This window comes from Bacillus sp. EB V-12, assembly GCF_056158125.1.
The window spans coordinates 212,503-235,409 of record NZ_JBUXJL010000003.1 but is presented as its reverse complement, the minus strand read 5'-3'; the positions used below and the strand labels follow the sequence as shown (position 1 = coordinate 235,409).

General features: G+C 35.4%; 17 protein-coding genes. 13 read left to right on the top strand and 4 right to left on the bottom strand.

The window, feature by feature from the left end; genetic code table 11:
• Positions 1-29: 29 nt before the first annotated feature.
• A complete protein-coding gene (locus ACZDYH_RS12715) occupies positions 30-215 on the bottom strand; it encodes a YkvS family protein (protein ID WP_000646793.1) in 186 nt (61 codons plus the stop codon).
• Positions 216-857: 642 nt separating this feature from the next.
• Between ACZDYH_RS12715 and ACZDYH_RS12710 the strand changes: the two genes are divergently transcribed.
• The 11 genes from ACZDYH_RS12710 (at position 858) to ACZDYH_RS12660 (ending at position 18,140) form a co-directional block, all read left to right on the top strand.
• The gene (locus tag ACZDYH_RS12710; RefSeq protein ID WP_000627304.1) at positions 858-1,175 is read left to right on the top strand and encodes a hypothetical protein; all 318 of its coding nucleotides are present in this window, start codon (positions 858-860) and stop codon (positions 1,173-1,175) included.
• Between the two features lie 350 nt (positions 1,176-1,525).
• Complete coding sequence (locus ACZDYH_RS12705) at positions 1,526-2,728, top strand: L-lactate MFS transporter (protein ID WP_006918566.1); 1,203 nt, start codon at positions 1,526-1,528, stop codon at positions 2,726-2,728.
• Between the two features lie 637 nt (positions 2,729-3,365).
• A complete protein-coding gene (gene dhbA, locus ACZDYH_RS12700; RefSeq protein ID WP_088362678.1) occupies positions 3,366-4,151 on the top strand; it encodes a 2,3-dihydro-2,3-dihydroxybenzoate dehydrogenase in 786 nt (261 codons plus the stop codon).
• Positions 4,152-4,176: 25 nt separating this feature from the next.
• Positions 4,177-5,376: an isochorismate synthase DhbC gene (dhbC, locus tag ACZDYH_RS12695; protein ID WP_087968040.1), complete on the top strand. Its 1,200-nt coding sequence runs from the start codon at positions 4,177-4,179 to the stop codon at positions 5,374-5,376.
• Positions 5,377-5,388: 12 nt separating this feature from the next.
• Positions 5,389-7,005, top strand: a complete 1,617-nt coding sequence (locus tag ACZDYH_RS12690; protein WP_474886384.1) for a (2,3-dihydroxybenzoyl)adenylate synthase — start codon at positions 5,389-5,391, stop codon at positions 7,003-7,005.
• Positions 7,006-7,029: 24 nt separating this feature from the next.
• The gene (locus ACZDYH_RS12685) at positions 7,030-7,923 is read left to right on the top strand and encodes an isochorismatase family protein (protein ID WP_098770214.1); all 894 of its coding nucleotides are present in this window, start codon (positions 7,030-7,032) and stop codon (positions 7,921-7,923) included.
• A gap of 33 nt (positions 7,924-7,956) precedes the next feature.
• Positions 7,957-15,114 (top strand): amino acid adenylation domain-containing protein, encoded by a 7,158-nt coding sequence (locus tag ACZDYH_RS12680; RefSeq protein ID WP_474886383.1) that lies wholly within the window; start codon positions 7,957-7,959, stop codon positions 15,112-15,114.
• The gene (locus ACZDYH_RS12675) at positions 15,111-15,335 is read left to right on the top strand and encodes an MbtH family protein (protein ID WP_000184059.1); all 225 of its coding nucleotides are present in this window, start codon (positions 15,111-15,113) and stop codon (positions 15,333-15,335) included. Before ACZDYH_RS12680 ends, ACZDYH_RS12675 begins: the two co-directional genes overlap by 4 nt.
• On the top strand, positions 15,335-16,765 hold the full coding sequence (locus ACZDYH_RS12670; protein WP_474886382.1) for an MDR family MFS transporter: 1,431 nt from the start codon (positions 15,335-15,337) through the stop codon (positions 16,763-16,765). The genes ACZDYH_RS12675 and ACZDYH_RS12670 overlap by 1 nt, the downstream gene beginning before the upstream one ends.
• A 57-nt stretch (positions 16,766-16,822) precedes the next feature.
• Positions 16,823-17,572: a 4'-phosphopantetheinyl transferase Sfp gene (sfp, locus tag ACZDYH_RS12665; RefSeq protein ID WP_474886381.1), complete on the top strand. Its 750-nt coding sequence runs from the start codon at positions 16,823-16,825 to the stop codon at positions 17,570-17,572.
• A 25-nt stretch (positions 17,573-17,597) separates the two neighbouring features.
• Complete coding sequence (locus ACZDYH_RS12660) at positions 17,598-18,140, top strand: hypothetical protein (protein ID WP_000959125.1); 543 nt, start codon at positions 17,598-17,600, stop codon at positions 18,138-18,140.
• A 38-nt stretch (positions 18,141-18,178) separates the two neighbouring features.
• Here the strand turns inward: ACZDYH_RS12660 and ACZDYH_RS12655 are convergent, their stop codons facing one another.
• Entirely contained in the window at positions 18,179-18,451 is a 273-nt protein-coding gene (locus ACZDYH_RS12655) for an HU family DNA-binding protein (protein ID WP_001043905.1), read from the bottom strand.
• Positions 18,452-18,655: 204 nt separating this feature from the next.
• On the opposite strand from ACZDYH_RS12655, the gene ACZDYH_RS12650 reads away from it, so the two are divergent.
• Positions 18,656-19,423: a DUF3891 family protein gene (locus ACZDYH_RS12650; RefSeq protein ID WP_006918586.1), complete on the top strand. Its 768-nt coding sequence runs from the start codon at positions 18,656-18,658 to the stop codon at positions 19,421-19,423.
• A gap of 14 nt (positions 19,424-19,437) precedes the next feature.
• Positions 19,438-19,962: a DinB family protein gene (locus ACZDYH_RS12645; protein WP_016122462.1), complete on the top strand. Its 525-nt coding sequence runs from the start codon at positions 19,438-19,440 to the stop codon at positions 19,960-19,962.
• 100 nt (positions 19,963-20,062) lie between these two features.
• Here the strand turns inward: ACZDYH_RS12645 and ACZDYH_RS12640 are convergent, their stop codons facing one another.
• Both ACZDYH_RS12640 and ACZDYH_RS12635 read right to left on the bottom strand, forming a co-directional pair.
• The gene (locus tag ACZDYH_RS12640) at positions 20,063-21,256 is read right to left on the bottom strand and encodes a S8 family peptidase (protein ID WP_474886380.1); all 1,194 of its coding nucleotides are present in this window, start codon (positions 21,254-21,256) and stop codon (positions 20,063-20,065) included.
• 232 nt (positions 21,257-21,488) lie between these two features.
• Complete coding sequence (locus tag ACZDYH_RS12635; protein ID WP_000451035.1) at positions 21,489-22,856, bottom strand: alanine/glycine:cation symporter family protein; 1,368 nt, start codon at positions 22,854-22,856, stop codon at positions 21,489-21,491.
• Positions 22,857-22,907 lie beyond the last annotated feature (51 nt).

Genomic DNA, 22,907 nt, shown 5'->3' with positions numbered 1-22,907 from the left:
CTGTTGAGCAGGGGCTATTTTGTGTTGTTTTATGTATTTGTATTTAAAACTTTATAGTTTTTATGATTTACAATTGTTCGATCAAATTCAAAAGTACCACCGCTTACATTTGTAATTTCAACTAAGACCGATTCAGTATAAAGTTTTAATACAGATCCTGTAATCTTTAAATTATTTCGTTGAAAAAGTATAGTATCCCCTACGTTTGCTTTCATAGTACCTCCTCATTAAAGACAGAAATATTTTTTTATTATATATATTAAACCACGGATAGATATATTAGTGAATATTTAGTTTTATTTATTGGAAAAAAATTTGTTCTCTAATTGAAGAGTATAAAGTACTCCTGTGTTAAAAGTTATATTTTATTTAAGTTTATCCCGCTATTTGCTGGGCAGTAAGACCCCCGCCTCAAAATTCAGTGGAAGCAAAGAAGTTAGGCGAGGGCTGATTAAAGTTTCACTGTATTATAAGCAAAGTAAATTGTTTTCAGCATTAGCGAAACTAAATACTGCAGAGAAACAAATTATTCAAAAGACAGACACTATGTAGCACAAAACGTAAAGTAGATAAGTAAAGTTTTTTTCAGGAGTATAAGAAAAATATACGTTTATTAATAAGATCTCTAATTGGTAAAATTCCAATTAAAAACATAGAAAAACTTTAATATAAAAAGGTAATCAATTACAAATGTAGAAGTAATATATACGAAAGGAAAGATTTATATGTCTAAAGGGAAAAAACAAGTTAGTCAACTTAGTTTTCTGGTGAATTTTATGAACGACAAGGGGAGTCTTGTGAAAATTTAATAGTATTATAGTATCCCCTTGTGAAAAAATGGTTGGGGGAATATATAAATGATAACAGAAATGAATATTAAAGTAGTTTGTGAAGAATCGTTTTCAAAAAGAGAAATAAAAATTTTAGAGACGTTTCTTTCAACTTTATCGGGACATTCTAATGCTCTCGTTACAAAAGAGGGGATGTTTTTAAACCCATTAAGTAAAGAGAAGAGTGTGATTTATTATCACAACTTTGTATTTGTAAAATCACTTACAGAACAAATGTGTGCAGAATTAAAAGAAGTTTTAACAAGACGTATTAAAAATGCTTTCATTATGATGGAATTTGTAGAGCCAATTGTTACATTTGAAGAAACAATTATAAACGTATAAAGAAAGTCAGGCTTATGAATTGACCCAATAAAACCGTCTCTTTAATAAATAGTAAAGAGACGGTTTTATTGTTTCACTTTTTAAAAAAGAGTTCAAAAATAAATGTAAATCGATCTTATACAAAAACTACTTATTAAATAACTGTTACGTATTTAATAAGTAGTTTTTGTATTTCATCCTTCGTTTTTTGTAACTGATTCTACGTTTTTGACGCTCTATCTTGTAAGTGCTTACATAAGCGAAAACATCTTATACAATGAAGGTGTCAAATCAAAAGAGGTGACCAAAATGAACATAAAAAAAGTAAATTTAGCGAATAGCATTGAAATAGAAAGAGGAGGCGGAAAGGTATGAAAAAATCAACTGTTAATCCATGGCTTGTTGTCCTTGGCACAGTTATAGTACAAATGGGGCTTGGGACGATATATACATGGAGTTTATTCAATCAGCCTTTAGTTAGTAAATACGGTTGGAGTCTTAACGCTGTTGCGATAACTTTCTCAATTACTAGTCTTTCTTTAGCATTTTCAACTTTATTTGCGAGTAAATTGCAAGAAAAATGGGGACTTCGTAAACTTATTATGATAGCTGGATTAGCATTAGGACTAGGATTAATACTTAGTTCACAAGCATCCTCATTAATATTACTTTATGTACTAGCGGGAGTTGTTGTAGGTTATGCAGATGGTACAGCATATATCACTTCACTATCAAATTTAATAAAGTGGTTTCCAGAGCGTAAAGGTTTAATTGCTGGTATTTCTGTCTCTGCATATGGTTCAGGTAGCTTAATCTTTAAATACGTTAACGCACAGTTGATTGAATCAGTTGGTGTATCGCAAGCATTTATATACTGGGGTTTAATTGTTACAGCTATGATTGTAATTGGTGCTTGTTTAATCCATCAAGCTGCAGATCAAGGAGCAGTTCATGAAACAAAAACTAAGGAATACACAACGAAAGAAATGTTAGGCACAAAACAAGTATACTTATTATTTATCATGTTATTTACATCATGTATGAGTGGCTTATACTTAATTGGTATGGTAAAAGACATTGGTGTTCAACTTGTAGGACTTAGCGCAGCAACAGCAGCTAATGCGGTGGCTATGGTTGCAATCTTCAATACATTAGGCCGTATCATTTTAGGACCATTATCGGATAAAATTGGGCGTTTAAAAATCGTTACTGGTACTTTTGTTGTTATGGCGAGTTCAGTCTTAGTTCTAAGTTTTGTAGATTTAAATTATGGTATTTACTTCGTATGTGTAGCAAGTGTAGCGTTTTGCTTTGGTGGAAATATCACTATTTTCCCAGCTATTGTTGGTGATTTCTTCGGTATGAAAAACCATAGTAAGAACTACGGAATTGTGTATCAAGGATTTGGATTTGGGGCGCTTGCAGGTTCCTTTATCGGTGCACTTCTAGGTGGATTCAAACCAACGTTCATGGTGATCGGTGTATTATGTGTCGTGTCATTCATTATCGCAATTTTAATTCAAGCACCTAAACAGAAAAAAGAAAAAGAAGAAGAGTATCGCAGCGTAGCATAAGTATATAAATCTTCTATAACAATATGATTACGAAAAAGCATCCTATTCTATTAATTAGGATGCTTTTTTATGAGTTATTTTAACAAGGTTAAATTACTTTTGTGATTTTCATAGATGTAAAAGTGAGTGAAATGCCGATTTGGATTATATTGAAATATAATAAATCGATACATCGTATTCGAAATATATATTAAATCTTAAATGACAAAAAAGACATTCATTAGTATTTGTAAGATATATTTTCAGAAAAATATTGAGAAAATATATACTTGAGTTTTTCATAAAGCATTGTAAATGAACGTATCTCTAGTTTAGCTTCTTCAATTTTAAAAAGAGGACTTTGAATTTTATTTATAATATAAGTACTTTTAATGTGTTTACATATGATTTTATTAAGAAGCATTAAAATACTTTATCTGAAAAATAAAAAAAGATTGACAAGTTTATTGAGAAACATTATCATTTCGGTGTAAGATAGTAAATGAAAAACATTATCAATAAAATGGATTTTAAAGTAATGCGCACTTGACCAATTAGTTTAGTAAGTGTATTATTTTTTACAACACAACTGATAATGAAAATCAATATCAGTTGTGTCACTTAATGAAATTAATGTTTATGTGAAAGGATAGAGAAAATGAACTTAGGGGAATTTGATGGGAAAACAGTTTTAGTAACAGGTGCAGCACAAGGCATAGGCAGTGTCGTGGCCAAAATGTTTTTAGAAAGAGGAGCCACAGTTATTGCGGTTGATCAAAATGAAGAGGGATTAAATGTACTCTTAAATCAAAATGAATTAAATAATACACGTATGAAAACGTTTCGTTTAGATGTGAGTCATAGCGCCGCTGTTGAAGACATGGTAAATCATATTGCAAATGAAATAGCGCCAATAGATATTTTAATAAACGTTGCAGGGGTTTTACGTATGGGACCAATTCATTCGTTAAGTGATGAAGATTGGAATAAAACATTCTCTGTAAATACTACAGGGGTTTTCAATATGTCCCGAGCGGTAAGTAAAAATATGATGTTAAGAAAATCAGGGGCAATTGTTACAGTCGGTTCAAATGCGGCAAATACGCCGAGAATGGAGATGGCTGCGTATGCTGCGTCAAAGGCTGCAACGACGATGTTTATGAAATGTTTAGGACTAGAGCTTGCGGCATACAATATACGCTGCAACTTAGTTTCTCCAGGTTCTACTGAAACTGAGATGCAAAGATTACTATGGGCTGATGAGAATGGAGCTAAAAATATAATTGCTGGTTCTCAAAATACATATAGACTCGGAATTCCATTACAAAAAATTGCACAACCTTCAGAAGTTGCTGAAGCCGTGTTATTTTTAGCCTCAGATAGAGCAAGTCATATTACAATGCACAATTTATGTGTCGATGGCGGTGCTACGTTAGGAGTTTAATAAAAATTCAGGAGGTTATTATATTATGAATGAACATATAGCTGTAAAGGAATTGTCAGAAAAACTTTTAGAAGATTATAAGACTGAATCTTCATTCTTTTTTGCTTCACCAACTCGAACGATATTAGCAGAAGGAGAGTTTACTACAGTAAAGCATCGTGAAATTGAAAATTTCCCAGAGCTTGTGCAAGCGACATTAAGTAATGCGAAACAAGCTGGAAATCCAAATCCTATCGTTGTGGGTGCTTTGCCATTTGATCGTAGAAAAGAAGTCCAACTTATCGTACCAGAATATAGTAGGATTTCTGAGCGTTTACAATTGGATACAACAAATCAGCTTGAAACAAATGAGAACGTAACATTTGAAATGACGCCAATGCCAGACCCTGAAGTTTATATGAATGGTGTGAAGCAAGGAATTAAAAAAATACAGGACGGTGATTTAAAGAAAATCGTTCTATCCAGATCGTTAGATGTTAAATCTTCCGAAAAGATTGATAAGCAAAAACTTCTGCGAGAATTAGCAGAACATAATAAGCATGGTTATACATTTGCTGTGAATTTACCGAAAGATGAAAAAGAGAACAGTAAGACGCTAATTGGAGCAAGCCCTGAATTACTTGTTTCACGTAATGGTATGCAAGTTATTTCTAATCCGTTAGCTGGTTCAAGGCCACGTAGTGAGGACCCAGTAGAAGATAAAAGAAGAGCAGAGGAATTACTTTCTTCTCCAAAAGATTTACATGAACATGCGGTAGTAGTGGAAGCGGTTGCGGCTGGACTTCGTCCGTATTGTCATACATTACATGTTCCAGAAAAGCCATCAGTTATTCATAGTGAAGCGATGTGGCATTTGTCTACAGAAGTGAAAGGTGAACTGAAGGATCCAAATACTTCTTCTTTACAATTAGCAATTGCCCTTCATCCAACTCCAGCAGTTTGCGGAACTCCGATGGAAAAAGCAAGAGAGGCTATACAGCATATTGAGCCATTTGACCGCGAGTTCTTTACAGGAATGCTAGGATGGAGCGATTTAAATGGAGATGGAGAATGGATTGTTACAATTCGTTGTGCTGAAGTACAAGAAAATACACTGCGTTTATATGCAGGAGCTGGAGTTGTTGCTGAGTCAAAACCAGAAGATGAGTTAGCAGAAACATCAGCCAAGTTCCAAACAATGCTAAAAGCTTTAGGGCTAAGAGATAGTTCACTTAATGAAAAATAGGGGGAAGAAAGAATGCTAGTAGGTTATACAGAATGGCCAAAAGAATTTGCCGATCGTTACCGAGAAGAAGGATGTTGGCTTGGTAAAACATTTGGAGGAGTGTTAAGAGAGCGGGCTGAGAAATATGGAGATCAAATCGCGGTTGTAAGTGGTAAGAAGCATATAACATATAGTGAACTTAATAAAAAGGTAGATCGTTTAGCAGCAGGTTTACTGAATTTAGGAATAAAGAAAGAGGACAGAGTTGTAATCCAGTTACCTAACATTATCGAGTTTTTCGAAATATGTTTTGCACTATTTCGAATTGGAGCGCTTCCTGTCTTTGCACTGCCGTCACATCGAAGCAGTGAAATTAGTTATTTTTGTGATTTTGGCGAGGCGAGCGCTTACGTTATTTCAGATAAGGCTCTCGGTTTTGATTATCGAAAACTAGCAAGAGAAGTGAAAGAGAAAGTGCCAAATTTACAACATGTAATTGTAGTGGGAGAAGAAGAAGAGTTTGTGAACATAAATGATCTGTATATGGATCCCGTCTCATTACCAGAAGTTCAGCCAAGTGATGTTGCGTTTCTCCAATTATCAGGAGGCACAACAGGTCTTTCTAAATTAATTCCTAGAACACATGATGACTATATTTATAGTTTACGTGTTAGCGCTAAAATTTGTAATTTGAATGCAGAAAGCGTCTATATGGCAGTTCTTCCAGTAGCACACAATTACCCAATGAGTTCTCCAGGGACATTTGGAACTTTCTATGCGGGTGGAAAAGTGGTATTGGCAACTGGTGGTAGTCCAGATGAGGCCTTTGCTCTTATTGAAAAAGAAAAAGTTACAATTACAGCGCTCGTTCCGCCATTAGCAATGATTTGGCTTGATGCTGCATCTTCTCGTAATGCCGATTTATCGAGCTTAGAGGTTATTCAAGTAGGTGGTGCTAAGTTTAGCGCTGAGGTTGCAAGACGTATACGCCCTACATTTGGATGTACGTTACAGCAAGTATTCGGTATGGCGGAAGGATTAGTGAACTATACAAGATTAGACGATCCGGAAGAAATTATTATTCATACACAAGGTAGACCAATGTCTGCACTCGATGAAGTACGAGTTGTTGATGAAAATGACAACGATGTACAACCGGGCGAGGTAGGTAGTTTATTAACACGAGGTCCCTATACAATTCGTGGTTACTATAAAGCTGAAGAGCATAATGCACGATCATTTACAAAGGATGGGTTTTATCGCACAGGTGATCTTGTAAAAGTAAATGAACAAGGATACATCATTGTAGAAGGAAGAGATAAAGATCAAATTAACCGTGGTGGTGAGAAAGTTGCTGCGGAAGAAGTTGAAAATCATCTATTAGCACACGATGCGATCCATGACGTAGCAATCGTATCTATGCCTGACGATTATTTAGGTGAACGCACCTGTGCTTTTGTTATAGTTCGCGGACAAGTTCCGGCAGTAAGTGAATTAAAAATGTTTTTAAGAGAACGTGGTATAGCGGCTTATAAAATTCCAGATCGAATTGAATTTATTGAATCATTCCCGCAAACAGGAGTCGGAAAAGTCAGCAAAAAAGAACTACGTAAAGTCATTGCTCAAAAACTTATTACAGTAAAACAATAATAAAAATCGGAAGGAAGTGATTAGATGGCTATCCCATCTATTTCAGTATATAAAATGCCAATTGAATCAGAACTACCAAAAAATAAAGTGAATTGGACACCAGATCCGAAACGTGCAGTACTTTTAATTCATGACATGCAAGAATACTTTCTTGATGCATATAGCGATAAAGAATCACCAAAAGTAGAACTTATTTCAAATATTAAAATGATAAGAGAAAAATGTAAGGAACTTGGTATACCAGTTGTTTATACAGCACAACCTGGTGGGCAAACGTTAGAACAACGAGGTTTATTACAAGACTTTTGGGGTGACGGTATACCTGCTGGACCAGATAAAAAGAAAATTGTTGATGAACTTACTCCTGATGAGGATGATATATTCATAACAAAATGGAGATATAGTGCATTTAAAAAGACAAATCTATTAGAAATTTTAAATGAACAAGGAAAAGATCAACTCATTATTTGCGGTATTTATGCGCATATTGGCTGTCTTTTAACAGCTTGTGAAGCATTTATGGATGGTATAGAGCCGTTCTTTGTAGCAGATGCAGTTGCTGATTTTTCACTAGAGCATCATAAACAAGCATTGGAGTATGCATCTAATAGATGTGCAGTAACGACATCAACAAACCTACTGTTAAACGATTTACAAAGTGTAAAAGATGATGAGAGTGAAGGAATCACTATACAGGAAGTGCATGAACTAGTTGCACAACTACTTCGTGAGCCAGTAGAGAGTATTGATATTGATGAGGACTTATTAAATAGAGGGCTTGATTCGGTCAGAATTATGAGTTTAGTAGAGAAGTGGCGTCGTGAAGGGAAAGAAATCACTTTTGCAGATTTAGCAGAACATCCAACTGTTGCAGGTTGGTACAGTTTACTATCTTCACAAACAGCACAGGTGCTGTAACAAATAGACTACATAATAAAGGGGTAGTAAAGAATGCCTAACAGTCAAAAGATTCGTCATTCGTTATCATCTGCGCAGTCTGGTATGTGGTTTGCGCAACAATTAGATCCGCTTAATCCAATTTATAATACTGGGGAATATGTAGAAATAAACGGAAATATTCATCAAGACATTTTTGAATTAGCTGTACGTAAAGTTGTAATGGAAACAGAAGCACTTCATGTTCGCTTCGAAGAGGATGAAATTGGCCCATGGCAAGTTATTGAAGAATCACAGTTTCATATGCATTTTATTGACGTTCGTAAAGAAGAAAATCCTGAAGAAGCTGCTAAAGTATGGATGAAAAATGATTTATCTATGCCAGTCGATTTGAAAAAAGATACTTTATTTACTGAAGCACTTATTCAAGTTGAAAATAATCGTTTCTTTTGGTATCAGCGCATCCATCACATTGTGATGGATGGCTATGGATTTTCACTTCTTAGCCAAAAGGTAGCGAATGAGTATACATCACTTATAGAAGAAACAAACAAGAATGAAAAACCATTTGGTTCTCTTGCAAAAGTCGTGCAAGAAGATATTGAGTATCGTGAGTCTAAACAATTTCAGGAAGATCGTATTTTTTGGTTAGAAAAGTATGCAGATGAACCAGAAGTTGTAAGTTTGGCAGAACGAGCACCGAGAACATCAAATGGATTTTCACGAGAAACAGCTTATTTATCTAGTTCTAGCACGAAAATTTTACTAGAAGATATCAATATTTCGTTAACAAGTTGGCCGGAATTCATTGTCGCTATAACAAGTATTTATATGCATAAATTAACAGGTGAAAATGATATTGTTTTAGGTTTACCGATGATGGGACGTCTAGGTTCTGTATCTATTCATACACCAAGTATGGTAATGAATTTAGTTCCACTTCGTATTACAGTAACTCCAAATATAACTCTTGCAGAATTATTGCAACAAGTTTCTAAAGAAATCCGAGATGTACGTCGCCATTATAAATACCGTCATGAGGAATTAAGAAGAGACTTAAAGTTACTAGGTGAAAATCAAAGGTTGTTTGGACCGTTAGTGAATGTTATGCCTTTTGATTACGGGCTTAACTTTGCTGGAAATCGTGGTATTACGCATAACTTATCAGCAGGACCTGTCGATGATTTAGCAATAAATGTATATAAACGTTTTGATCAAAATGAGCTAATGATTCATTTTGATGCGAATCCCGAAGTATATAATGGCGCGGAGCTAGCATTGCATAAAGAAAGATTTATGAATCTATTTGAATTAGTAGTAAATAATTATGAGAAAAACGAGTCGATTGGAAAAATAAACATTACTCTGCCTGAAGAAAATCATAAAGTTTTATTGGAATGGAATGAAACGAAGGAAGACGATGAGTTAATCAGTCTGCCTATATCATTTGAAAAACAAGTGCAAAAAAATCCCAATAAACTAGCGATTACTTGTGACGGTGTAAACCTTACGTATAAAGAGCTAAATGAACGAGCGAATGAACTAGCACATTATTTAGTAGAAGAAGGAATACGACCAAACCAGTTTGTAGCTTTAGTATTCCCTAGATCAATAGAAATGGTAGTTAGTATGCTAGCAGTCTTAAAGGCTGGTGCAGCGTATTTACCAATAGATCCAGAATACCCAGCAGATAGAGTTACTTATATAGTAAATGATGCAAAACCAGTTTGTATCATAACACATTCATCTGTTTCATCTAAGTTAGTTATAGAAAAGGATATGAAAAAAATTGTATTAGATGACGAAGAAACGAAACTAGCGTTACATACATATTCTCGTATGAATATAGCATGTAAGAATGATGTATCACTGTTAAACCCAGCCTATACAATATATACTTCAGGCTCAACAGGAAACCCAAAAGGTGTAATTGTTCCTATGAGAGGTTTAAGTAACTTTTTAATGGCTATGCAACAAAAGTTTTCATTAAATGAAAATGATCATTTATTAGCAGTTACAACGGTTGCATTTGATATTTCTGCACTAGAAATTTATTTACCTCTTATTAGTGGTGCAAGTTTAACAATTGCGCAAAAAGAAGACATACAAGAGCCTTCTGCATTAACGACACTTTTACATGAAGAAAGAGTGACCATTATGCAGGCTACACCGACGCTTTGGCAGGCGTTAGTAACTGATTATCCAGAGAAGCTACAAGGGCTAAGCATACTTGTTGGTGGTGAAGCTCTTCCAGCGCATTTAGCAAATAAATTACGAGAATTAGGTTGCTCAATAACTAATTTATATGGACCAACTGAAACGACGATTTGGTCTACTTTCATGAACATTGATGAAGGTGAAAAGGGTATACCTCCTATTGGAAAACCAATTTGCAATACAGAAGTGTATGTATTGGATGCAGGGTTACAACCAGTTCCACCTGGAGCTATTGGTGAATTATATATTGCAGGGGAAGGACTTGCAAGCGGATATTTAGGAAAACCTGAGTTAACAGCTGAACGGTTTGTTGCAAATCCTTATGGAGAATCAGGGAAGCGCATGTACCGTACAGGAGATCTTGTGAAATGGCGTAGTGATGGTGCGTTAGAGTACATTAGTCGCGCAGATCATCAAATTAAAATTCGTGGATTCCGAATTGAATTAGCTGAAATTGAAACGGTATTACAACGACATAAAAATATTCAACAAGCGGTAGTAATGGTACGAGAAGATCATGCAAATGATAAACGCATCATTGCGTATATCGTTGCAGAAGAAAAGGAACCGATTAATCTTTCAGAAATTCGTTCTTATGTTTCAGAAAGTTTAGCGAATTACATGATACCATCAGCATTTGTTGTGCTAGAAGAATTACCATTAACGCCAAATGGTAAGGTGGATAGAAAGAAATTACCTGCTCCTAATTTTAATGGAATGAACAATGAGAGAGTTGCTAGAAATCCGAAAGAAGAAATATTATGTGATTTATTTGCAGAAGTACTTGGTGTCTCTCGAATTAGCATTGATGATAATTTCTTTGAAATGGGTGGACATTCACTTCTCGCATCTCGTTTAATGGCTAGAATTCGTGAAACGTTAAGTGTGGAATTAGGAATTGGGAAACTATTTGAATCACCAACTGTTGCCGAACTGGCGAAACAATTAAACCATGCAAAAAGCGCAAGACCAGCTATTCAGAAAGCAAGTAGGCCAAATGAAGTTCCACTTTCATTTGCACAGCGCAGGTTATGGTTCTTAAATTGTTTAGAAGGTCCAAGTCCTACTTATAATATTCCGCTAGTCATTCGTATGAATGGAATATTGAATCGGGAAGCATTACAAGGTGCTTTTTATGATGTAGTTGAGAAACATGAAACACTTAGAACAATTTTCCCTAACGTATTAGGTAGTTCCTATCAGAAAATTTTAGATATGGAAAACTTAAATCTAGAAATGGTTATAACTAATACATGTAAAGATGAATTAGAAAGTGTACTTTCAGAGGCGGTAAGATATAGCTTTAACCTCGATTTTGATCCGGCAGTTCGTTTACAACTTTTTACAGTGAGTGAAAACGAACATGTATTATTAATTCTATTACATCATATTGTAGGTGATGGCTGGTCATTACAGCCGTTAACGAGAGATTTTACAGCGGCGTATAAAGCGCGATGTCAAGGGGACAGAATTCAGCTGGAGTCACTTCCAGTTCAATACGCAGATTATGCACTTTGGCAACAGCAATTGCTAGGTGATGAAACGACACCAGAGAGTCTTATTTCAACACAATTAGATTTTTGGAAAGAAGAACTTAAAGGTTTACCAGACCAAATGGAGTTACCTACAGATTTCCAGCGTCCAATTGAGACGAGTTACCGCGGGGAAACAATTCATTTTCATATAGATGAAGGTATGCATAGTAGGTTAGTAGAGCTTGCACGTGAGAATGGAGTTAGTTTGTTTATGGTATTGCAAGCAGGGCTTAGTGCACTATTTACAAGATTAGGTGCAGGCACTGATATACCCATTGGAAGTCCGATTGCTGGAAGAAATGATGATGTACTTTCAGATATTGTTGGTTTATTTGTAAATACATTAGTGTTACGTACAAATACTTCAGGAGATCCAAGTTTTAAAGAATTATTAAATAGAGTGAAGCAGGTAAACCTTGCAGCTTATGAAAATCAAGATGTTCCATTTGAAAGGCTTGTTGAAGTATTAAATCCAGTACGTACTCGAAACAGCCACCCGTTGTTTCAAGTTATGTTAGCTTTTCAAAATACACCAGAAGCAACGTTTCATGTACCAGATTTAGAAGCGAGCCTTGAAATTCAAAGCGTCGGTTCTGCAAAATTTGATTTAACATTTGAAATTAGTGAGAATAACGGAGTTGATGGTACTCCGAACGGTTTACATGGATTACTAGAGTTTAGTACCGATTTATATAAACGTGAAACGGTTCAAAAACTAATAGAACGATTCATTTTGTTATTAGATGATGCAGCTACAAATCCGGATCGATCAATTGGCACATTAGAAATATTAGCTGTAGCAGAGAAAAATACAGTGTTAGAAAAGTGGAATGGTGGTTTTCAAATTGCACCAGAAATGACATTGCCACAATTGTTTGAAAAGCAGGTTCATATAAATCCAAATTCTATTGCTGTTGTCTTTGAAGATAAGAAATTAACTTATGAAGAGTTAAATAGAAAAGCAAATAAAATAGCTCGATTCCTAATAGCAAAAGGGATTGGTCCTGATCAACTCGTTGCTTTAGCGATGCCAAGATCATTAAACATGGTTGTAAGCTTATTAGCTGTTCTTAAAGCTGGTGCTGGATACCTTCCGTTAGATCCAGATTACCCAGCAGACCGTATTTCATTTATGCTACACGATGCGAAACCATCACGTGTTTTAACGAATTCAGAAGTGGAAATTGAATGTGATGAGGCACTAAAAGTTTTAGTTGATGATGTGAAAGTACTAGCAGAAGTTGAGAAATATAGTGAAGAAAATATTGATGAAGTGGAACGAATTAAGCCATTATCTCCATCACATATTGCTTACGTTATTTATACGTCAGGCTCAACGGGTAGACCGAAAGGCGTTATGATACCTCATCAAAATGTAGTAAGACTTTTAGGAGCAACTGATCATTGGTTCCAGTTTGACGGAAACGATGTTTGGACGATGTTCCATTCATACGCTTTTGATTTCTCGGTTTGGGAAATTTGGGGACCTTTATTATACGGAGGGCGTTTAGTTGTAGTTCCACATACTGTAAGTCGCTCGCCGAAAGAATTTTTACAGCTTCTTGTTAAAGAAAAGGTTACGGTTTTAAACCAAACTCCATCAGCGTTCTATCAATTGATGCAAGCAGATCGTGAAAATGAAGAGATCGGCCAAAAATTATCTTTACGATATGTTGTTTTTGGAGGAGAAGCACTTGAGCTAAGTCGCTTAGAAGATTGGTATAGTCGACATCCTCATAACGCACCAAAGCTTATTAATATGTACGGTATTACGGAGACGACAGTGCATGTTAGTTATATTGAATTAGATGAAACTATCGTCTCTTTACGAGCAAATAGTTTAATTGGGTGCAGTATACCTGACCTTAAAGTGTATGTGTTAGACAACTATTTACAACCAGTCCCACCTGGAGTAGTTGGAGAAATGTATGTTGCAGGTGCAGGACTTGCGCGTGGATATTTAGGAAGAGCAGGATTAACGGCTGAACGCTTTATCGCAGATCCATTTAGCAAGCCAGGTACAAGAATGTATCGTACAGGAGACTTAGCTCGCTGGCGTAATGATGGGACGCTAGATTATATAGGACGTGCAGATCATCAAATCAAAATTCGTGGATTCCGAATTGAATTAGGAGAAATAGAAGCAGTCATAATGAAGCACCCTAAAGTTGAGCAAGTAGCCGTTATTGTACGTGAAGATCAACCAGGGGATAAACGGTTAGTTTCTTATATCGTTGCATCAAATAATGAAGCAATTGATACGAATGAAATGCGTCAGTTTGCTAGTGGTAGTTTACCAGATTATATGGTTCCATACGCTTTTGTAGTAGTAAATGAGTTACCTTTAACTCCAAACGGTAAATTAGATAGAAAGGCATTGCCAGCTCCAGAATTTATCGCATCATCTTCTAGTCGTGGTCCAAGAACACCGCAAGAAGAAATGTTATGTGACTTGTTTACAGAAGTGCTAAGTGTACCTCAAATTGGAATTGATGACGGATTCTTTGATCTTGGTGGTCATTCACTCCTTGCAGTGCAGCTTATGAGCCGCATGAAAGAGGCGCTTGGAGTGGAACTAAACATTGGTACTTTATTTGCAGCACCGACTGTTGCAGGGTTAGCTGAAAGACTTGAGATGGGGAATGGTCAAAGTGCACTTGATGTGTTGCTTCCATTACGAGCAAGCGGGGATCAATTACCACTATTTTGTGTACATCCAGCAGGTGGATTAAGTTGGTGCTATGCAGGACTTATGAAATCTTTAGGAACAGATTATCCAATCTATGGTGTACAAGCACGTGGTATTGCTAAAAATGAAGAACTTCCAAAAAGTTTAGAGGAGATGGCGGCGGATTACTTGAAACATGTTCGTGAAGTACAGCCTTATGGACCATATCGTTTATTAGGTTGGTCGCTTGGAGGAAATGTTGTGCATGCAATGGCGGCGCAACTACAAAATGAAGGGGAAGAAGTAGAATTACTCGTTATGCTTGATTCTTATCCTGGACACTTCTTACCAAATACGGAAGCGCCTACTGAAGAGGAAGCGTTAATTGCATTACTTGCTTTAGGCGGATATGCTCCAGATAACATGGATGGTAAACCCCTTACAATGGAAAGTGCAGTTGAAATCCTTCGTAAAGATGGAAGTGCATTAGCAAGTCTTGAAGAAGAGACTATATTGAACTTGAAAGAAACATATGTAAATTCAGTAGGGTTGTTAGGGAAATATGTACCGAAAGTTTATAACGGAGATATCTTATTCTTTAGATCTACTGTTATACCAGACTGGTTTGATCCTATTTCTCCAAATACGTGGCTAAATTATTTAGACGGGCAAATTGTGCAGCACGATATTGATTGTAGACATAAAGATCTATGTCAGCCAGGTCCACTTACGGAAATTGGGCAAGTATTAGCGAAATATTTGCAGAATAAGAAAGGGGTAAGTAGAGTATGACGAATCCATTTGAAAATGATAATTACACATATAAAGTATTAATAAATGAGGAGGGCCAGTATTCTCTCTGGCCTGCTTTTCTCGATGTACCTATTGGCTGGAATGTCGTATATGAAGAAGCTAGTAGGCAGAGCTGCTTAGAATATGTTGAATATAACTGGAAAGATTTGAATCCACAAGGTAATCAAGTTCGCGAAAAAACATTAGTAGGAAAACGATAATGAAAGAAAAACTAAATCCAAAAGTAGTTGTAAGTATCGTTTATATAACTGCGATGTTTATGGCTGCGATGGACGCAACGATTGTAAATGTAGCACTGCAAACGATAAGTAGGGAACTACAAGTACCTGCATCTGCAATGGGGACGGTGAATGTTGGGTATTTAGTTAGTTTAGCTGTTTTCCTTCCGATTTCTGGTTGGTTAGGAGATCGTTTTGGTACGAAAAGAGTATTTTTAATTGCTCTTTTCGTATTTACAATTGCCTCTGCTTTATGCGGAATGGCTAACGATATTACTTCATTGAATATTTTCCGTATCATTCAAGGTGCTGGTGGAGGGCTTTTAACACCGGTCGGAATGGCGATGTTATTCCGAACATTTTCACCAGAGGAAAGACCGAAGATTTCCCGGTTCATTGTACTGCCAATTGCTGTAGCACCAGCAGTTGGTCCTATCATCGGTGGTTTCTTTGTAGATCAAATGTCTTGGCGTTGGGTATTTTATATTAATCTACCGTTTGGAATCGTTGCATTGCTCTTTGGACTTCTATTTTTAGCAGAGCATGTTGAAAAATCAGCTGGTCGCTTTGATTCGCTCGGCTTTATTTTATCAGCACCAGGATTTGCGATGCTCATATATGCACTCAGCCAGGGACCGTCAAAAGGATGGATTTCTCCAGAAATTATGAGTACCGGGGTAGCTGGGGGTGTATTCATTACGTTGTTTATAATCGTAGAACTGAAAGTAAAGCAACCGATGTTAGATTTACGCTTATTAAAAGAACCAGTCTTTAGAAAGATGAGCCTTATATCATTATTTTCATCAGCCGGTTTATTAGGAATGTTATTTGTTTTTCCACTTATGTATCAAAATGTGATAGGAGTTTCCGCGCTAGAATCAGGACTTACGACATTTCCAGAGGCGATTGGATTAATGATTTCTTCACAAATTGTGCCATGGTCATATAAGAAATTAGGAGCTCGAAAGGTAATTTCTATTGGATTAATATGTACGGCGATTATATTTGTTTTATTGAGTTTTGTAAATCACGATACGAATCCGTGGCAAATCCGCGCATTATTGTTTGGTATCGGTATTTTCTTAGGTCAATCTGTCGGTGCGGTTCAATTTTCTGCCTTTAACAATATCACGCCGCCTTCTATGGGGAGAGCTACTACTATATTCAATGTGCAAAATCGACTAGGTTCAGCAATAGGAGTAGCTGTTTTAGCTAGTATACTAGCCGGTTTTGGAAGTAATAACGTTCAATTCGATTTTTTACCATATCAAGCAGCACTAATTGGATCAGCAATATTTTTGCTCATAGCACTACTATTTTCTTTACGTATTTCCGATAAAGAGGTAATGTCAAAGAAGAAAGAAAAAACATTATCTGTATCAGAAAAAGAGAAAGTACTTGTCAATGAATAACAATATACGCATGCTTTCTTATGAAAATTGATATTCGTTGAATAAAGGAGAGTTTACATGATAGAAAGTAAAGTTGTAGATTCTATTCCAACTTTGAATGAGAATGATTGTCAAATATGGTGGGCAAGAATTTCAGATTTACAATCATGGCATTACAATTTACTAAATGATATAGAGCGAGAGAAAGCAAATTCGTATCACCATTCGGCAGATCGAGCTCGTTTTATAATAGGTTGCGTAATAAGTAGATTAGTTCTCGGTAAGATACTTTCTATGTCACCAGTCCAAGTACCAATTGATCGAATGTGCTCAGTATGTAAATTGCAGCATGGAAGACCACAATTACCAGAAGGTATGCCGCAATTATCCGTTTCACATTCAGGTGAGTGGGTTGTCGTTGCTTTTACAAAATCTGCACCTGTTGGCATAGATGTAGAACAAATGAATCCAAATGTAGATGTTATGAAAATGGCAGAAGGTGTATTAACAGACATTGAAATAGCGCAAGTTATGAAACTGCCAAATGAACAGAAAATAGAAGGATTTTTAACATATTGGACTCGAAAAGAAGCGGTGCTGAAAGCGACAGGTGAAGGACTAATGATTCCGCCAGTACATATTACAGTATCAGCTCCAAATGATCCTCCAAACTTGTTGGTTTTTAAGGATAGACAAGAGTTATTAAATAATACAATGATGGAAGATGTAAAGCCTAGTTTAGATTATAGGTCCTCTGTTGCAATATTCAGTAAGGAAGTAACTGAAATTACGCAATTAGATGCGGCAGCACTTTTAAATCTTAAATAAAAAAATTATAGAAGAGGTGTTCCTCATGTTAGTAGCGGAAAATAGAAAGAATGAATTCACTTATAACGTACAAGCAATTAAAAATATTTTATTTTCTGGAGATACATCATCCATTCATGCTTTAGAAAAGCTTTTAAATGATACAGTTCAGTTTGATGTTCTTGAACAAGAGGCACTTGGTAGACAGTACATTCCGAAAGAAGCAAAGAATTTCTTTGATAAAGATGGAACATTTCTTTACCGTGTATCTAATGTTAGTTATAAAGGCAAGGTGTTATCTGAAAATCTAATTTTTGCAGACACTTCGTTTTTACCGGACGCAATAAAGAGTGAATTAGAGAGTGGAAATATTCCTGTTGAAAAGCTTATAGAAAAGATGGAAGTAAGAAGAAATGTATTATATGAAGGATATCAGCCATCTGGAAATATTATTGAATTGTTTGATGGATGTTCTGTTACAGCGAATGTGTATCCAACTAGAAAGTATCAAATTGTAAGTAAATGCAAATGTGTATTTTATATTTGTGAAGTGTATCATGCAGAGAATATAAAGCAATTACTTAAATAAAAACAAGAAACCAGCCTATAAAATGGCTGGTTTCTTGTTTATTTAACAGCTTCTTTTAATTCTTTACCTGCTTTAAATGCAGGAACTTTACCAGCGGCGATTTGAATTTCTTCGCCAGTTTGCGGATTACGTCCTGTACGAGCAGATCTTTCGCGCACTTCAAAAGTTCCAAAACCGATTAGTTGAACTTTATCTCCAGATTGTAATGCATTAGCAATTGTGTCAAATACGGATTGTACAGCTGCAGAAGCGTCCTTTTGAGAAATATCAGCTGATTGAGCTACGTTTTTAATTAATTCTGTTTTGTTCATGTTTTCACCTCATAAAAAAATTTTTGGAATGAATGTTTTAGTATAATAGATAGTAAAGATAAAGCTATCACTATGATTAGATAGAATACTATATAATTATGTTAATTTCGTTGCAAGAGACTGAATCCCTTCTATTATTTAGGGATTAATTAAGAATCGATGCATATAAAAAGCTTTAATATGAGGATGAGGGGGAGTATATGAATGATTTTTCGTGAAAAAAATGAGAAGGAAAGTATATTAATTCGTCAACATGATCATGGTTTTTTAGCTGGAGAGATTGCAAAACATATAAAAGAAGACTTTTTTGAAAGTAAAACATATTTAAAAGAAACAGTTGATGCAATATATGAGCATGACAGAGGATGGATAGAGCTTGATAAAGTACCAATTTTGAATGATGCTAAAAATATTCCATATACATTTATGGATTGTCCAAGCCCATTACGTTTTGTTTTTTATACGATTGGTTTGAATGAAATTGAAAATTCTAATCCATACGGGGCATTGCTTTGTAGTAAACATTTTTTATCATTTCCACTAAACGAGGAAGATGAAGAGATGATGTCATTTTATAAACATGAATTAGAACGACAAAAAAGAATTTTGAAAACGTTAACAAAGGAACAGTTTGCGATGTTCGATAAACATTATAGATTATTAAAGTTTTGTGATGAACTTTCTTTATACGTATGTATGAATAAGCCTGGTGTCAAAAAGAAAGATGAAATTGACTTATTTAAAGATGGTTTTGAAGGAACAGAAATGTTTAATAGTAAAGAGGAGAAACTTATTCAAGCTGAATGGGTGGACGAGGAAACGATTCGGATTACACCATTTCCATTTCAAACGGAATTTTATACGTATGTAAAATATAAAACGATAAATAAGCATGAAATGAAAGAAAAAGGGATTGCAAAGGCTGATAGAGAATCAGAAATGAAGAAACAAACCATTCGTTTCATACAATAAGGAGGTAATATAAGTTGAAAGATTATATATTAAAACAGTGTGATTACCATGCTTGGGCTAATACTAGATTATTCAATCGATTAAAAGAGTTACCAAACTATGAGACGATTTTTAATGAGCAGATACAGAGTGTATTCCCATCCATTAAGGATACTTTTGTGCATATTTATATTACAGATCAAGTGTGGTTACATATATTGCATGGTAAAAGTATGGATGAAGCAATACAAGACCGAGAAGATTTACGAAAACAAATTGAAACTAAATCGTTACATGAATTAGAAAAAATGTTTGAAAACATGGCAAATCAATATAAAGAGTTTTTAATTACAATACAAGATGTGAATGCTGTATTTGTTATTGAGAATCCATATGTAGGGAAATTAGAAACTTCAATTTTAGAATTAGTGCAACATGTCGTAAATCATGGTACATATCATAGAGGAAATATAACAGCGATGATCCGTCAACTTGGTCATTCGTCAACAATGATGGATTTTGTACTGTATTTACATATGGTTAAAAAGCAGGGAGAGTAATATAGTTTGTAAAAAGGAGAGGCTTTAATTGTAGAAGTCTCTCCTTCTATTTTATCCGGCATTAATGGTAGATCGACTGATTAAAATTTTACTTTATTTATTAAGAAGCTTTATTTTCTTGTAATTGCTTAGCGTATTGTACAGCCTTATATGCATTGACTCTACCGTTTTTCCAGTACGTACCTGTACCACTAATTTTATCAGTAGTAGACTCAATAATTTGGCGGATTTGTGTATTGCTATATCCTTGATTTGCTAAAAGAGCTGCGACTCCTGCAACATGAGGTGTTGCCATAGATGTACCACTTAATGATTGATACGTACTTCCTTTATATGTTGAATATATATTTGAACCTGGTGCTGCAACATCTACCCAGCTACCATAAGTAGAGAATGAAGATTTTCTATCTGATTGATCTGTAGAAGCAACTGCAATTACTTCGCTGTAATAAGCAGGGTAATTAGCTTTTGTATTTCCAGCATTTCCAGCAGCTGCAACTATAACAGAGCCTTTATTCCATGCATATTGAACGGCTTGTTGTAATGCAGTACCACCATTTGGAGCTCCTAAACTTAAACTAATTACTTTTGCACCCGAATCAGCAGCTTCTCGAATACCTTGCGCTACAGCATCAAGAGTACCACTTCCTTGATTATCTAATACGCGGACAGCATAAATTGAAGTTTGTGGGGCAACACCAGCAATTCCGACGCTGTTATTCGTAAGTGCTCCAGTAATTCCAGCGCAATGTGTACCATGACCATTACCATCATCAGATGTATTGTCGTTATCAACATAGTCATGCCCGTAAATTACTTTCGAAGCCAAATCAGGGTGTGAGCCTTGAACTCCTGTATCAATAATAGCTACTTTTACACCAGGATCACTTCGTTGGCTATCCCAAGCTTGTGGAGCTTGAATCTTTTGTAATCCATATTGATTATTAAAATATGGGTCGTTTGGAGTCCAAAAGGCGTGAACGTAATAATTCGGTTCTGCATATTCCACATCTGGATTATTTTTATAACTCTTTATTTTTTCTTTTACAGTACCTTTTGAAAATTGTATGACTTCAAAACCTAACTTATCATCTTTAGATAAGACATTAGCTCCGACAGATTTATGAAAAGATTGCACATTACTTAAAGATGCATTTTGTTTGAACTTAACGATTAATTGGTTAGGAACGTAATCAGTAGATGATGTTTCAGCACTTGAAGTATTCGTGTTAAAGAAGAAACCACCAATAATAAATGATAAAACAGATAGGAAAACAATGATTTTGTTTTTCAAAAGATTTTTCCTCCCTTTTCTTGGATGAGTTTTTCAGCGACACTTTAATGTCGCATTCCTTTTCAACTATATAGTTAGACCATACGATTTATGACATTTATGTGAAAAACTTTTGGAGGAATAAAAAGGAGTAAATATTGATATAAATATATTTTTAATGATAGTAATTGAGTAAAAGAGGGGATGAAAAAAGGAATGCTCATCATGTATGAGTCATTCCTTTTTTCATAGATTAACTTGCCTGTTTTTTATTATTTTCTTTCAATTTCTCTGCTTGTAAAAAACGATTCGTTTCAGCAACAACAATACTACTTAATCCAATTAGACCAATCAAGTTTGGAATTGCCATAAGTCCATTTGCAATATCAGCAAATGTCCATACGATTCCTAGCTTTAAATTAGCACCAATTGCAATCATGACAATAAAGATTGCTTTATAATATTTAACTGCACTTTCTCCGAATAAATAAGCTACACATTTTTCTCCATAATACGACCAACCTAAAATAGTAGAGTAGGCAAATAAAATAATTGCGATACCGAGAATCATACTACCAGCAGTACCAAATACAGATTGGAATGCAAGTGTTGTAGCTTCAACGCCAGTTTTACCAGATTTCCAAGCGCCTGTAGTGATTAATACTAGTCCTGTAATTGTACATACAATAAACGTATCTAGAAAAGTACCAGTCATTGAAACTAAAGCTTGCTTTGCAGGCGAATCAGTTTTTGCAGCCGCAGCAGCAATTGGTGCACTCCCTAAACCAGCTTCGTTCGCAAATACACCACGCGCCATTCCGATTTGGATAGCTGATGCAACTGTTGCCCCGATGAAACCACCAGCAGCTGCTGTACCATTAAATGCACCAGAAAAAATAAGTGAAAATGCTTCTGGAATTTGGTCGTAGTGATAGAAAATAATGATAAGACCAGCAATTATATAAAAGAAAGCTTTAATAGGAACGACATATCCCGTCACTTTCCCGATTTTTTTTACACCGCCTAAAATAACAATTGCGATTAAAAATGACATTACTATACCAGTTAAAGCAGGAGGGAAAGAGAAATTAATTCGCATTGCCTCTGCAACTGAATTAGATTGCACCATATTACCAATACCGAAAGAAGCAGTTGTACCAAATATAGCGAATAATATAGCAAGCCATTTCTTACCTAAACCACGCTCTAAATAATACATTGGTCCACCTGAATATTCACCATTTTCATTACTAACACGGTATTTCACTGCAAGTATTGCCTCTGCATACTTTGTTGCCATACCGAATAAAGCGGTAATCCACATCCAAAATATTGCACCAGGACCACCAATTGTAACAGCTGTTGCAACACCGGCTATATTTCCCATACCAATCGTTGCGGCCATAGCTGTCATAAGTGCTTGGAAGTGACTAATATCTCCAGAAGAAGAGGCATCTTCTGATTTTTTAAATGCTAGTTTGTGAGCGTATAATAGTTTACTAAACTGTAAACCTTTTAAACGCACTGTGAGAATGATACCTGTTCCAACGAGTAGCAACAAAGTTGGTAATCCCCACACGTATTGATTCAGTTGTTCTAATACTTTACTTACTGTCTCCATCTTTATTCTCCTTTTTTAGAAAAAATAAAAACCACTTCAAGTAAATGAAAT

Excerpts from the sequence above, each read along its gene's own strand:
- ACZDYH_RS12705 (WP_006918566.1), top strand. The coding sequence starts at position 1,526 with ATGAAAAAATCAACTGTTAATCCATGGCTTGTTGTCCTTGGCACAGTT.
- dhbA (WP_088362678.1), top strand. The coding sequence starts at position 3,366 with ATGAACTTAGGGGAATTTGATGGGAAAACAGTTTTAGTAACAGGTGCA.
- ACZDYH_RS12690 (WP_474886384.1), top strand. The coding sequence starts at position 5,389 with ATGCTAGTAGGTTATACAGAATGGCCAAAAGAATTTGCCGATCGTTAC.
- ACZDYH_RS12635 (WP_000451035.1), bottom strand. The coding sequence starts at position 22,856 with ATGGAGACAGTAAGTAAAGTATTAGAACAACTGAATCAATACGTGTGG.
- sfp (WP_474886381.1), top strand. The coding sequence starts at position 16,823 with ATGATAGAAAGTAAAGTTGTAGATTCTATTCCAACTTTGAATGAGAAT.
- ACZDYH_RS12655 (WP_001043905.1), bottom strand. The coding sequence starts at position 18,451 with ATGAACAAAACAGAATTAATTAAAAACGTAGCTCAATCAGCTGATATT.
- ACZDYH_RS12710 (WP_000627304.1), top strand. The coding sequence starts at position 858 with ATGATAACAGAAATGAATATTAAAGTAGTTTGTGAAGAATCGTTTTCA.
- ACZDYH_RS12670 (WP_474886382.1), top strand. The coding sequence starts at position 15,335 with ATGAAAGAAAAACTAAATCCAAAAGTAGTTGTAAGTATCGTTTATATA.
- ACZDYH_RS12675 (WP_000184059.1), top strand. The coding sequence starts at position 15,111 with ATGACGAATCCATTTGAAAATGATAATTACACATATAAAGTATTAATA.
- ACZDYH_RS12660 (WP_000959125.1), top strand. The coding sequence starts at position 17,598 with ATGTTAGTAGCGGAAAATAGAAAGAATGAATTCACTTATAACGTACAA.
- ACZDYH_RS12650 (WP_006918586.1), top strand. The coding sequence starts at position 18,656 with ATGATTTTTCGTGAAAAAAATGAGAAGGAAAGTATATTAATTCGTCAA.
- dhbC (WP_087968040.1), top strand. The coding sequence starts at position 4,177 with ATGAATGAACATATAGCTGTAAAGGAATTGTCAGAAAAACTTTTAGAA.
- ACZDYH_RS12680 (WP_474886383.1), top strand. The coding sequence starts at position 7,957 with ATGCCTAACAGTCAAAAGATTCGTCATTCGTTATCATCTGCGCAGTCT.
- ACZDYH_RS12685 (WP_098770214.1), top strand. The coding sequence starts at position 7,030 with ATGGCTATCCCATCTATTTCAGTATATAAAATGCCAATTGAATCAGAA.
- ACZDYH_RS12715 (WP_000646793.1), bottom strand. The coding sequence starts at position 215 with ATGAAAGCAAACGTAGGGGATACTATACTTTTTCAACGAAATAATTTA.